This window comes from Lacticaseibacillus paracasei subsp. paracasei (genome assembly GCF_000829035.1).
Lineage (GTDB): Bacteria > Bacillota > Bacilli > Lactobacillales > Lactobacillaceae > Lacticaseibacillus > Lacticaseibacillus paracasei.
The window spans coordinates 211,156-224,096 of the sequence record NZ_AP012541.1; the positions used below are offsets into that span (position 1 = coordinate 211,156).

Annotated in this window: 14 protein-coding genes and 1 pseudogene; 13 read left to right on the forward strand and 2 right to left on the reverse strand. The window is 47.3% G+C overall.

Going from position 1 to position 12,941, the window contains the following annotated elements; genetic code table 11:
* The first annotated feature begins 29 nt into the window (after positions 1–29).
* The 5 genes and pseudogenes from LBPC_RS01060 (at position 30) to LBPC_RS01080 (ending at position 3,789) form a co-directional block, all read left to right on the forward strand.
* Positions 30–455 (forward strand): Asp23/Gls24 family envelope stress response protein, encoded by a 426-nt coding sequence (locus LBPC_RS01060; protein WP_003562920.1) that lies wholly within the window; start codon positions 30–32, stop codon positions 453–455.
* Between the two features lie 308 nt (positions 456–763).
* Positions 764–1,441 (forward strand): DUF969 domain-containing protein, encoded by a 678-nt coding sequence (locus LBPC_RS01065; RefSeq protein WP_004562143.1) that lies wholly within the window; start codon positions 764–766, stop codon positions 1,439–1,441.
* A 2-nt stretch (positions 1,442–1,443) separates the two neighbouring features.
* A pseudogene (locus LBPC_RS16270) lies at positions 1,444–2,358 on the forward strand (DUF979 domain-containing protein).
* Between the two features lie 15 nt (positions 2,359–2,373).
* Positions 2,374–3,021, forward strand: coding sequence for a pyroglutamyl-peptidase I (gene pcp, locus LBPC_RS01075; RefSeq protein WP_004562146.1), 648 nt, complete (start codon positions 2,374–2,376; stop codon positions 3,019–3,021).
* Positions 3,022–3,168: 147 nt separating this feature from the next.
* On the forward strand, positions 3,169–3,789 hold the full coding sequence (locus LBPC_RS01080; protein WP_003562932.1) for an NADPH-dependent F420 reductase: 621 nt from the start codon (positions 3,169–3,171) through the stop codon (positions 3,787–3,789).
* Between the two features lie 81 nt (positions 3,790–3,870).
* Here the strand turns inward: LBPC_RS01080 and LBPC_RS01085 are convergent, their stop codons facing one another.
* Together LBPC_RS01085 and LBPC_RS01090 are read right to left on the reverse strand one after the other, a co-directional pair.
* Positions 3,871–4,542: a type 1 glutamine amidotransferase gene (locus tag LBPC_RS01085; RefSeq protein WP_003573114.1), complete on the reverse strand. Its 672-nt coding sequence runs from the start codon at positions 4,540–4,542 to the stop codon at positions 3,871–3,873.
* A gap of 132 nt (positions 4,543–4,674) precedes the next feature.
* A complete protein-coding gene (locus LBPC_RS01090; RefSeq protein ID WP_003562937.1) occupies positions 4,675–5,055 on the reverse strand; it encodes a hypothetical protein in 381 nt (126 codons plus the stop codon).
* A gap of 309 nt (positions 5,056–5,364) precedes the next feature.
* Between LBPC_RS01090 and rsmG the strand changes: the two genes are divergently transcribed.
* The 8 genes from rsmG to guaB all read left to right on the forward strand — a co-directional run bounded on the left by rsmG (position 5,365) and on the right by guaB (position 12,894).
* Entirely contained in the window at positions 5,365–6,096 is a 732-nt protein-coding gene (gene rsmG / locus LBPC_RS01095; protein ID WP_016366041.1) for a 16S rRNA (guanine(527)-N(7))-methyltransferase RsmG, read from the forward strand.
* 3 nt (positions 6,097–6,099) lie between these two features.
* Positions 6,100–6,930 carry a nucleoid occlusion protein gene (noc, locus tag LBPC_RS01100; RefSeq protein WP_016366040.1) on the forward strand — a complete coding sequence of 277 codons (831 nt, stop codon included), beginning with the start codon at positions 6,100–6,102 and terminating at the stop codon, positions 6,928–6,930.
* 9 nt (positions 6,931–6,939) lie between these two features.
* Positions 6,940–7,707, forward strand: coding sequence for a ParA family protein (locus LBPC_RS01105; RefSeq protein WP_003562943.1), 768 nt, complete (start codon positions 6,940–6,942; stop codon positions 7,705–7,707).
* Entirely contained in the window at positions 7,697–8,569 is an 873-nt protein-coding gene (locus tag LBPC_RS01110) for a ParB/RepB/Spo0J family partition protein (RefSeq protein ID WP_003562946.1), read from the forward strand. The genes LBPC_RS01105 and LBPC_RS01110 overlap by 11 nt, the downstream gene beginning before the upstream one ends.
* Before the next feature lie 287 nt (positions 8,570–8,856).
* Entirely contained in the window at positions 8,857–9,039 is a 183-nt protein-coding gene (locus LBPC_RS01115) for a DUF951 domain-containing protein (protein WP_003562948.1), read from the forward strand.
* A 31-nt stretch (positions 9,040–9,070) separates the two neighbouring features.
* Complete coding sequence (gene ychF / locus LBPC_RS01120; RefSeq protein WP_003562949.1) at positions 9,071–10,177, forward strand: redox-regulated ATPase YchF; 1,107 nt, start codon at positions 9,071–9,073, stop codon at positions 10,175–10,177.
* A 31-nt stretch (positions 10,178–10,208) separates the two neighbouring features.
* Positions 10,209–11,030: a DUF1129 domain-containing protein gene (locus LBPC_RS01125; protein ID WP_004562150.1), complete on the forward strand. Its 822-nt coding sequence runs from the start codon at positions 10,209–10,211 to the stop codon at positions 11,028–11,030.
* A gap of 376 nt (positions 11,031–11,406) precedes the next feature.
* Positions 11,407–12,894, forward strand: a complete 1,488-nt coding sequence (guaB, locus tag LBPC_RS01130; RefSeq protein WP_003562953.1) for an IMP dehydrogenase — start codon at positions 11,407–11,409, stop codon at positions 12,892–12,894.
* Positions 12,895–12,941 lie beyond the last annotated feature (47 nt).

Sequence of the window (12,941 nt, forward strand, 5' to 3'; positions counted from 1 at the left end):
AACCTTCATAAGACAAAGGAGAGATAAACATGGACAACACGAAAAACGCTGGCATCAATAAGGAATTGAAATTCGATGACGCTGTCATTGCAAAAATTGTGGGCATCACTTGCAATGAAGTCGAAGGCGTATACTCGCTTGAAGGTGGCATGATGGCAAATATGACCGATCTTTTCCGCAAAGATGAAGATCCGACTAAAGGTGTGGATGTAGACCTGAGCGATGATCAGAATGTTTCTGTGTCACTTGATGCCACCGTTCGATATGGTGAAAATGCACCGGAAATTTTCAACAAAGTTACGATGGCAATCGTCAAGAATGTCCGCCAAATGACCGGACTTAATGTCACTGAGGTGAAGATGACCGTTAAGGATATGCTCACCAAAGACGAAATTGCTCGTAACGAGGCTAAGAACAAAGATGCTGACAAAGAAAAGGATCTTCAGCCAGCATAATCGTGATATAAATTGCCAGTTCAGTCGTTGAACTGGCTTTTTTTGTGAGCGCGAGGCAGCCCGGTTAGAAACCGGAGTGTAAGCGACCTTGGGTGTGATGGTCGGGTTTTGACCATTGCGACCAAGGTTCTTATATGCAGGTTTCTGGGGTGGCGAGCGCGTTAAAATGAGCGCGAGGCAGCTCGGTTAGGAAACTAGTGACGCACAAGTTATTTTTATAGTTTGCACGATTGATAATCCCCCTTAACGAATTGACGCTGTCAACAACAACACGTAAACTGCTTTCATAGAACAAAGGGGGATCCTACATGGAATACTTAAAATTACTTGGCATTGTCATTATCGTTGTCGGGTTTGCATTGAAGTGGGACACGACAGCGGTAGTGGTTTTGGCAGCAGTTGTGACAGCAGTTTTTTCGGGCATGAGCATCCCGGCTTTTCTGACCACACTTGGGCAGAGCTTTGTCGATAAACGCATGGTGTCGTTATTTTTTCTGACCCTGCCGATGATTGGGTTAGTGGAAAGCCACGGTCTCAAGGAAGTTGCCGTCAATGGCATTCAGAAGCTAAAGAAATTGACACCCAGTCGTATTTTGAATATTTATCTTGTGATTCGCGAGTTAGGTGGTGTCTTTGGTATCTCGTTATCTGGTCAAGTGCAGTTCGTACGACCGTTGATCACGCCGATGGTAACGGCGGCGGCTGAAACCAAACGTAAGCTAACAGATAAAGATATCGACCTTATTAAGGCGCGTTCTGCGGCGACTGACAACTTTGGCAATTTCTTTGCGCAGAACCTGTTTGTTGCAACAGCGGGTGTCTTGTTGATCGCGAGCACGATGAAGAGCCTCAATCATCCAGTTGAGCCGATGCAGGTCGTTTTAGCATCCATTCCAGTGGCATTGATCACGTTGGTCATTGTGGCTATCTACAATCGCTGGTTTGATCGCCAATTTGAACAGCAGTCGCATAAGGGAGGCAAATGATCATGGTCAATACCCTTTTATTGATCCTTTATGCTCTGATTGGCGTCGTGATGGCGATTGCTGGTATTGAGGCGTTTCGCGCAAAAGATAATCCGGCACGTATCGGAACCGGTTTGTTTTGGGAGATCATGGCAGTGATTTTTGCCTTTGGGACCTTGATGCCCGCGATGGTCGTTGGTGTTCTAGTTGTTATTATCGGTATTTTGGCGTTGTTCAAGCAGATTCAGATAGGCAAAATTAAGCCCGTTGACGGCGCACACGCGGCAACAGCGGCCAAACGGCTTGGCGGTTGGGTATTCGTCCCAAGCGTGGTACTTGCAGTCGTTTCCATCGGTGTCGCCCAGTTTACCAAACTCGGTGGTCAGGTTGGCATTGGCATTGGTGCGGCGGTTTCGTTAATTGTGGCTATCATCATGACGAAGGCGCCAGGCAAAATGGTTTATAATGATACCCAGCGGATGGTTCGGTCAGTTGGTGCTGCTGGCATTTTGCCGTAATTACTAGCAACCTTAGGGGCAGTTTTTACTGCTGCTGGGGTCGGATCACTCACGGCGAAATTGATTGCCGGCTTATTCCCAACTGGAAGTCATCTTGGCGGCGTGATTCTATACTGTGTGGCGATGGCGCTCTTTACGATTATTATGGGGAATGCCTTTGCTGCGTTTGCCGTGATTACAGCAGCCGTTGGCATTCCTTTTGTCATTGCGCAAGGCGCTAATCCAGCGATTGTGGCGGCTATTGGCATGACCTCTGGCTACTGTGGGACCTTGCTCACGCCAATGGCGGCGAACTTCAATAGTTTGCCAGTCGCGTTGCTCGAAATGAAGGATCCACTTGGTGTTATCAAACAGCAGGCGCCAATTGCGATACTATTGTTGATCATTCAAATCGGCCTCATGTACTTCTTGGCATTTTAGAAAGGAAATCTTCTCATGAAAATTCTTGTTACCGGATTTGATACCTTTGGCGACGATAAAATTAATCCTGCGATTGAAGCCGTGAAACGTTTGCCGGATGAAATTGCTGGGGCACAAATCGTTAAATTGGAAATTCCGACAAAGTTTAATGTTTCAGCCGATGTCGTTAAAGATGCTATTGCCAAAGAAAAGCCTGACTATGTGTTGAGCATTGGTCAGGCTGGTGGCCGGTTTGAACTCACGCCGGAGCGAGTTGCGATTAACTTGGATGACGGTCGGATTCAAGATAATGCCGGGTATCAGCCACTTAATCACACGATTCATGGCGATGGCGAGAATGCCTACTTTACCCAGTTACCGATTAAGGCCATGGCCAAAGCCATTCGGGAAGCTGGTGTTCCGGCAGCAGTCTCCAACACAGCAGGCACTTACGTCTGCAACCACATTTTTTATCAGGTACAGTATATGCGGGATAAGATGTTTCCCGATATTAAGGCCGGCTTCATGCATATTCCATTTTTGCCGGAACAGGTTGTCACTCGTCCGGAAACACCAGCGTTGTCATTGGATGATGATGTTTTAGGCATCACTGCCGCTATCAAGGCCATCGTCGCCCGTGACGGCAAAGGCGATATCGAAACGATTGAAGGCAAGAATCACTAGATAGTTGTGGATCATTTTTTATTTGAACTGCCGCAGACCGCATGACGGGTGTGCGGCTTTTTGAGTGGGCTAGAATGCTTGCTGGCCGGTATTTAAAGAAGCAAGGCGGTATAATGAAGGTGTGATCTCAATAGAGAGGGTGATTAGATGACTATCGGTATTATTGGATCAGGTAATGTCGGCCGGGCATTAGGCCAACTGTTTAGTCATGTTGGTGAGCAGGTGATTATTTCACATCGGCATGGTGTGGCATCATTGGCACCGGTCATTGCAGAGATGCGCTCGACGGTCGAAGCTGGGACCGTTGCTGACGCGGCTAAACAAGACATTGTCGTGCTGGCCGTGCCATTTAATGCGTTGCCGGAATTGCCGACAAGCGTGGATCCGAAGACGATTATTATTGATGCGACTAACTATTATCCTAGCCGCGATGGCGACCAGCCAGCACTGGCAGCACATCAAGTCACGTCATCAGAACTCGTTGCTAAACATTTTGGCACGAAAAAAGTGGTCAAGGCATTCAATACAATTGCGATGACTAAAATTCGTAGTCTTGCCAAGCCAAGTCAGCCAGCAGGAAGAATTGCCATTCCGATTGCCGGGGATGATAATGCCGCTAAGCAGACGGTCACGACATTGATCAAACGAATTGGGTTTGATGTTGTCGATCTCGGCAGTCTATCAGATAGCTATCCAGCACAGGCGGATGGACCGTTGTTCTTATTTGCTGGCGATGCTGATCAGGTTCGTGCTCAAGTGCAACACTAAAGGGTTAACTCTGGGCGCCAAAGCTATATGAAATTCGTATAAAAAGAGCATTGCCCGTCTACTGCGGCAATGCTCTTTTAATTATGCAGGCTGACCCATCCGTGCCTTGTGATTTTTCACAATCATATTGGCGATCGCCTTCGCAATATTTTGATTTTTCAAAATGGGACCATGGGAGTAGCTGCCAATGGTATTTTTATAACGCATACCTTCGACACCGTCTTCAGGGTTATTCCCGTAACCTTCAATCATTTTGCCCAACGGTTTGAGCTTTTGCTTGTCGTCAAAATAAGTCCGGCCACTGTGATTCTCAAATGCGGTAACTGTCCCGAACTCGGTTTCGTACTTGGTATCACCGATCATGCGACTGTCTGGCTTGAAAACTGTGTGCAGCGGCAAAATGCCGAGGCCTTTGATGACTGAGCCTTCGCTAGTTTTGTAATAATCGCCAAGCAGCTGGTAACCGCCACAGATTGCCAGCATCGGTTTACCATTTTCGATATACCGGCCAAGTGTTTGGGCATGGCGCAATAGGTCTTTGGCTACCACGGTTTGTTCATAGTCCTGACCACCGCCGAAGAAGATAAAATCATAGTCGTCCGCATTAAAATGATCGCCAAGACTGACATTATCGACATCGACTTGGTAACCTTGTTGATTTAATAAATAACGTAGAATTTTGACATCGCCACTGTCGCCATATGTGTTCATGAGGTCTTCATAAAGATAAGCGATTTTAATTTTATCCGCCATTAGCCGGGTCCCTCCGTTTGTTTGACTGGCAACAGCTTACCACAAGTGTTGGCTGAGAGGAAAGAAAGTGCATAGTGCGGTTTTAATTAAAAAAACTCGAAACAAGATAAGTGTTTCGAGTTAGTCTGGTTATTAACGTTTGTGAGCCTTAATCCACGGTTGGGCTTTTTCCTCAATTGCCTTGTGAAGAGCATCCATATCCGCGTAGTCACTAATTTCGAAGACAAATTCATCTGGCTGATCGTGGAAGGTTGGCTTGTTGTTTAACGTGATGGTCAACTGGTCAAATTGATTATCGCCAGTATCTTTACGAATTTGATAAGTGAAAAAGGCAGCTTCATAGTTTTGACTATTGTCAGGTTCCTCGTACAAAACTTCCATGAATTGATGTTCAGTTCGGTAGTTGTCTTTTTTTAACTTATCCCACAAAGCCTCATACTGTTTGTGTAAATCGGCCAGCTGGGCATCGGTCAGTTGTTCATTTTCTTTGATTTCTTTACCGTCTAATTCCATTTTTCTCGCCTCTGAGTTTAGTTACCATTTCATTATCGAACTGTGAACGCGTTTTTGCAAGATGACAAGGGACCGTTCAGACAAATCTTGTGGTTGGGTAATTAGGTGAGTAGCGCGACCGCAGCCAGCCTAGATAGCAAATCTTGATTTGAGCAGGAAGGCATAACAGGTGTGTCAAAAAACTTGCGCTTAACGCCTGTTCTTTCCATATAAAGACGGTTGAGCAGAGGCCGCTTTTACGTTACACTTGACGGGTACGTGAAACCCTGTTTGTTCCACAAAATCAAGTTTACGAAAATGGAGGCAGGCATGGATCCAGCAGCTTTTGTCCAAGCCTTGGCTGATCACGGGATCGTTTTAAACGATCACCAACAGGATCAGTTTGCGGCATACTATCAGTATCTGATCAGTGAGAATGAAAAAATGAATCTGACTGGCATTACAGCTGAAGGGGACGTCTACCTCAAACACTTCTACGATTCACTAACGCTTGCGTTGGTGCTACCTGAGCTTCAGACACAAGTAATGTCAGTTTGTGATGTGGGTGCTGGGGCAGGTTTCCCATCAATTCCGTTAAAAATTGCGTTCCCGCAACTCAAAATCACCATCGTGGATTCTTTACAAAAGCGAATTGGCTTTCTCGAACGATTAACGGCGCGTTTGGAGCTGACAGATGTTCAGCTCTTTCATGACCGCGCCGAAACTTTTGGTGCCAAAAAATCGCCACACCGTGCCAGTTTTGATTTGGTCACGGCTCGTGCGGTTGCGGCATTGGATGTCTTGGCTGAGCTCTGTTTGCCACTAGTAAAGCCGCAAGGTCGCTTTGTGGCCATGAAAGCCGCGGCGACACCCGCAGAATTAATTGCGGCCAAGCCAGCGATTGGCTTACTTGGCGGCAAATTGGCCCAAGATGCTGCGTTGACGTTGCCGGAAACCGGCGATCCACGTCATTTGCTGGTCATCGACAAAGTTAAACCAACACCAAACAAATATCCGCGCAAGCCGGGGATACCGAATAAGCAACCTTTGGGAGGTGCATAACGCGTGCCATTATCATCCATTTTTGGCCATAAAAAGCCTGACGACGAAACGGTTGTTCAACAACTGTCAATGACCGCAATCGTGCCTAACCAATTCCAGCCGCGCAAAGTCTTTACGCCGGAATCGATTCGGGAGCTAGCAACGACGATCAAGGATCATGGCTTGTTGCAGCCGATTATTGTCCGTGAATATAAACCGGAGAAGTACGAAATCATCGCGGGTGAGCGCCGATATCGCGCGATGCAAACCCTGGGCTGGGAAAAAGCGCCAGCCATTGTGCAGAAAATGGACGACGACGAAAGTGCGTCCATGGCACTAGTTGAAAATTTGCAGCGCGAAGGCTTGAGTGCGATTGAAGAAGGCCAAGCTTATGTGGCACTTATGAAACTCAATCACCTGACACAAGCCGCTTTGGCCGAGCAACTCGGTAAAAGTCAGGCATTTGTCGCCAACAAAATCCGTTTATTGAAACTAAGCGAGCCAGTTCAAGAAGCTTTAATGAAGTCGCGTATCAGTGAACGGCATGGTCGTGAACTACTGAAGTTAGACGAGAAGCAACAGGTTGCCGCCTTACACCAGATTTTTGCAGACGATCTGACCGTTAAAGAAACCAGTGCCCTTATCAATGAGATGTTGCGGCCTAAGAAGCCAACCCCAAAACCGAAACCTAAAGTTCGACGATCCGCGGTGAGCCATGATACGCGCATTGCTTGGAACACATTAAAACGTTCGGTTAAAATGATCCGGGAAACCGGTATGACGGTCACAGCAAAAGAAGAAGATACTGACGACGCTTACCGAATGATCATCGAGATTCCGAAAGAAAAGAGATAGGAGGAGCTCATGGCACATATCATCGCAGTCGCTAACCAAAAAGGCGGCGTGGGCAAAACCACCACCACGGTCAATCTGGGCGCCTGTTTGGCCAACCTTGGCAAGAAGATTTTGATTGTGGACGCTGATGCACAAGGCAATGCGACTAGTGGCGTCGGCGTTCAAAAGGCCCAAGTTGAAAAGGATATTTATGATGTGCTAGTCAACGAAGAGCCGATTACCGAAGCTATTCTGCCAACGAAACATAAGAACATGTCGATTGTGCCAGCCACCATTCAACTGGCTGGCGCTGAGATCGAGTTAACCAGCCAAATGGCGCGTGAAATGCGATTGAAGTTGGGATTGCATCCTGTGGAGGATCAATACGATTATATTTTGATTGATTGCCCGCCATCGCTTGGCCAATTGTCGATCAATGCATTTACAGCAAGCGACTCGATTTTAATCCCGGTCCAAAGCGAATATTACGCTCTGGAGGGATTAAGCCAGTTACTAAACACGGTGCGGTTGGTTCAGAAACACTTTAATCCGAGCTTAGCGATCGAAGGGGTGTTGTTGACAATGTATGATGCGCGGACCAATCTCGGCGCACAAGTCATTGACGAGGTCCGCAAGTATTTTGGCGATAAAGTATATGCAACGGTGATTCCGCGAATTACGCGATTGGCGGAGGCGCCAAGCTATGGTCTGCCAATTGTGGATTTTGATCCAAAGTCCCGGGGATCAGAGGTTTACGAGGCTTTAGCCAAGGAGGTGCTGGCTGCTCATGGCGAATAAGAATAACAAAGGCTTAGGCCGTGGTATCGATGCGATTTTCAAAGATTTTGAGAGCCCAGATCTGAGTGCCAATAATACAGTTGAAGAATTACCGCTGATTGACATCCGACCAAATCCCTACCAACCGCGTAAAACGTTTGATGAGGAAGGCTTGAAGGAACTGGCTGGTTCGATCAAACAAACCGGCGTGTTCCAACCGATCATTGTCCGCAAGAGTGTTTCAGGCTATGAGATTATTACCGGTGAACGTCGCTTCCGTGCGTCTAAATTGGCTGGCAAGGAGACTATTCCATCCATTGTTCGGGACTTCAATGATCCCGAAATGATGGAAATCGCTGTGCTGGAAAACTTGCAGCGGGAAGATCTGACGCCGCTAGACGAAGCCCAGGCTTATGATACCTTGATCAAGCGTCTGAATCTGACGCAAGCAGAAGTATCGGCACGACTTGGTAAAAGCCGACCTTATATTGCGAACTACTTACGCCTTTTGACACTGCCGCAGCAAGTCAAACAAATGTTAAGTGCCAATCAGCTGTCAATGGGACAAGCACGGACGCTGTTAAGTCTCAAAGATAAGTCCAAAATGGTGAGTGTGGCCAAGAAGACAATCAATGAAAACCTGACTGTGCGCCAGCTAGAACGGCTCATTAATCAAATGAATGCTGGCAACACGCGCCCGGCAACCAAAGAAAAGCCAAAGTCGCCATACGTGCGGGCAACTGAGAACCAACTTGGCGAACGCTTTGGCACCAAGGTGAATATTAATGAAGGCAACAAAGGCAAAGGCAAGATCGAGATTGACTTCACTTCCGAAAAAGATTTGAATCGGATCTTGGCCATGCTCGACGTCAATATTGACTAACTAGCAGAGCGTGAGCGGCCCGTTTAGAAACCGGAGTGTAAGCGGCCTTGGACGTGATGGCCGGGTTTTGGCCATTGCGTTCAAGGTCCTTACACGCAGGTTTCTGGGCCAGCGAACGCGTTTAAAAGCAGAGCGTGAGCGGCCCGTTTAGAAACCGGAGTGTAAGCGGGCTTGGGCGTGATGGCCGGGGGTTGGCCATTGCGTCCAAGGTCCTTACACGCAGGTTTCTGGGCCAGCGAACGCGTTTAATCCGGTCCGACAAGCACAACAACGCTGGAGGTGGACAAATGTATGATTTACATGATCTCGTTCAGATGAAGAAACCGCATGCTTGCGGTACCAACAAATGGGAAATTATCCGCTTAGGTGCTGATATCAAGATAAAATGTACCGGATGCGGTCATATTGTGATGATGTCCCGGCGCGATTTTGAAAAACGACTCAAAAAAGTGTTGGGTCATGTAGAGTAGACAGACTAAATAGAAAGTGTGAAGTAACCAAATGGCTTTAACAGCAGGTATCGTAGGACTTCCAAACGTCGGTAAGTCCACGCTTTTTAACGCAATCACTAAAGCAGGCGCCGAGATGGCGAACTATCCATTCGCTACAATCGACCCGAATGTCGGGATGGTCGAAGTGCCAGATAAACGTCTGGCACGAATCGATGAATTGATTCCGGCCAAGAAGATTATTCATACAACTTTTGAATTCACAGATATTGCCGGCATTGTTAAAGGTGCTTCTAAGGGTGAAGGACTCGGCAACAAGTTCCTTGAAAACATTCGTCAGGTGGATGCGATTGTTCATGTTGTCCGAGCGTTCGATGATGACAACATCACCAGTGTAACTGGCAAAGTCGACCCGTTAGAGGATATGGCGACGATTAATATGGAATTGGCCATCGCTGATCTTGATGCTGTCAATAAACGCTATGCTAAAGTTGAAAAAGTGGCGCGAACACAAACCAATGACAAAGAAGCGCAGGCTGAATTCAAGGTGCTCAAAAAGATTAAGCCCGTACTGGAAGATGGCGGGATGGTTCGCAGCATCGACTTTGATAAAGATGAGCTGAAGATTGTCAAAGGCTTGTTCTTGCTGACCAGCAAGCCAGTTTTGTATGTCGCTAACATTGCTGAAGAAGCGATGGCTGATCCGGATTCGGTTGATTACGTCAAGCAAATCAAGGCCGAGGCTGCCAAAGAAGGTGCCGAAGTGATTGCGATTTCTGCCAAAACTGAGGAAGAAATTGCTGAACTGGATGATGATGAAAAGGCAGACTTTTTGGCAGCAGAAGGTGTCGACGAGTCTGGGTTGGATAAGCTGATCAAGGCTAGCTATCATTTGCTGGGATTGGCAACCTTCTTCACAGCCGGTGGCAAAGAAACCCGTGCGTGGACATTTAGACAGGGAATGAAGGCTCCAGAAGTTGCTGGGATTATTCATTCCGACTTCGAACGCGGTTTTATTCGCGCCGAGACAATGTCCTTCACCGATTTAGACAAGTACGGATCTGTTCAGGCGGTTAAAGAAGCGGGCCGTTATCGATCTGAAGGCAAAGAATATGAAGTGCAGGATGGGGACATCATTGAATTCCGGTTCAATGTCTAACGCATAACGACTTAGGAGATAGGAGTTTCCAATGGCAGAGAAACATGAAGAAGAGACGAAACAGACGGCAACCGATGCTGCAGTAAATGGTAAAAATACTGCTACGACTGAACAAACAGCATCAAAAGTACAGTCGGCAGCCACTGATGAGTCGTCAGCAGATCAAGCAACGGCGGCTAAAAATGCACATGTGAAACAGGAAAAGCCTGCGACCACTGTGCCAGAGCTGATTGCACGGCTCACAAATAAAAATGATGAATATATTTTCAAACTACGCCGTGAGTTAAAAGACGGCGGTATGAACGCGGCGGACGAAGAAGAACTACTCAAAACGATGTTGCCCGAGATCATCACAGCGCAACGACAAGGCAAGCCAGCCAATCAGCTTTACGGACCGGTTACGGTAAAGACAGACGAAATTCTGCATACGCCAAAACCTGAGCCTAAAAAGCCAATGTGGTTGATGGTCATTGACCAAAGTCTGTTCTTCATGTCGATTTTAGCGGTTATGTATGGGGCACTTGCCTACTTCGATACCAAGTCGCAAAACGCCGCCAGCAGCAGTTTTGTTTACTTAGTGATGTTGAGTCTAATGGCTGGTCTCTTCTTCGTTTATTATGCTGACTGGATGCAGCAAGATAAAAAGAAACGCCGAAGTGCTTGGCTTGTCTTGGGCGGCGGTGTTGTCTTAGTCGTGTCGATCACGTTCATTGGCAGTGCCTTGGCGATGCTTGACACGCCGTTCACGCGCCCAATGCCGTGGTTCGTCAATATCATTATTGGCGCCATTGCCTATGGGATTCACTGGGTCTTACAGCACCGGTATCACCTCAAAAGCTTTTTCCAGAGATAAGCTGATAGTCCGATTTCAACATCGGGTATCTACTTTTTAAAAAATCCAACAGTCGCCGGAAATGGCGGCTTTTTTTGTATTGCCAGTGAGGGAAAACGGCAAATGTTCTTGTCATTTTACATGCGAAGGTTTTAGCGGGTAAAAAACGAATGATATTAAATGACACGTCACAACACACGACAAAAGCCGAACATTATTTTGAGAAAGCTATAGCTGATAAAATTTTGTTCGGTTCCATATGAACGATTATGAGACTTTCTTTCATTTTTAAGCCTATGATACCGGCGTTTCGAAAAAAATGGTTAGACTTGTTTGACGTGCCTAAATTCCGGTAGTACATTAGTCAACAACTAAAAATTGAAAGAGGGATTACGCTATGAGTCTTTGGGATACAAAGTTTGCCCGGCGCGGTTTTACGTTTGATGATGTGTTGTTGATACCTGCAGAAAGTCATGTTTTACCTCACGATGTCGATCTGTCTGTACAACTGGCGGACAACTTGAAGCTGAATATCCCAATCATCTCGGCGGGGATGGATACCGTTACCGAGAGTGCTATGGCAATTGCAATGGCACGCCAAGGCGGGTTGGGCGTGATTCATAAGAACATGAGCATCGAAGCACAAGCAGATGAAGTGCTGAAGGTGAAGCGCAGTGAAAATGGTGTCATTGTCGATCCATTCTTCCTGACGGCCGATAAACCGGTTAGTGATGCTGAAGATTTAATGAAAAAATATCGGATTAGCGGCGTCCCGATTGTTAATAACACCACAGATCGCAAGTTGACCGGCATCATCACCAACCGTGATCTGCGTTATGTTGATGATAAAAGTGTGCTGATTGACACGGTTATGACCAAGGAAGGGCTGGTGACCGCGCCGGCTGGCACTTCAATCGAAGATGCCGAAGCTATTTTGCAGTCTCGTAAAATTGAAAAATTACCGTTGATCGATAAGGAAGGCCGCCTTAGTGGGCTGATTACGATCAAGGATATTGAAAAAGTGGTTGAATTCCCGCATGCTGCTAAAGATGCGCATGGCCGTTTGTTGGTTGCAGCAGCGGTTGGCGTTACCTCTGACACCTTTGATCGGGCGCAAGCTTTGCTTGATGCCGGTGCCGATGCGATTGTGATCGACACGGCCCATGGGCATAGTGCTGGCGTGATTCGGAAAATCAAAGAGATTCGGGAACAGTTCCCATTAGCAACTCTGATTGCCGGTAATGTGGCCACGGCTGAAGCAACGGAAGCGTTGTATGATGCTGGTGTCGATGTTGTCAAAGTTGGCATTGGCCCCGGTTCAATCTGCACAACCCGGATCGTTGCCGGTGTCGGTGTGCCACAACTGACTGCCATCTATGATGCCGCCAGTGTTGCTCGTAAGCGCGGCAAGACAATTATCGCTGACGGTGGGATCAAGTATTCCGGTGATATCGTAAAGGCTTTGGCAGCTGGCGGCAATGCCGTTATGCTCGGTTCCCTTTTGGCCGGCACTGATGAGGCACCTGGCCAGTTCGAAATTTATCAAGGCCGCCGCTTCAAGACTTATCGCGGCATGGGCTCACTTGGCGCGATGGCGCAGGCCCACGGTTCTAGTGATCGTTATTTCCAGAGCGGGGTTAACGAAGCAAACAAACTGGTTCCTGAAGGCATCGAAGGCCGCGTGGCTTACAAGGGCAGTCTCGGCGATGTGATTTTCCAAATGCTCGGTGGTATTGAATCCGGCATGGGTTATGTCGGTGCACCGAATCTTCAAGAACTCCAAGATAATGCGCAGTTCATTCAAATTACCGGTGCTGGTTTACGCGAGAGCCATCCGCATGATGTGCAGATCACGCGGGAAGCACCTAACTATTCCGTTCAATAAAAGATTGGTATCACAAAAAGGCTCGTACTGCCATTGGTTGCAGTGCG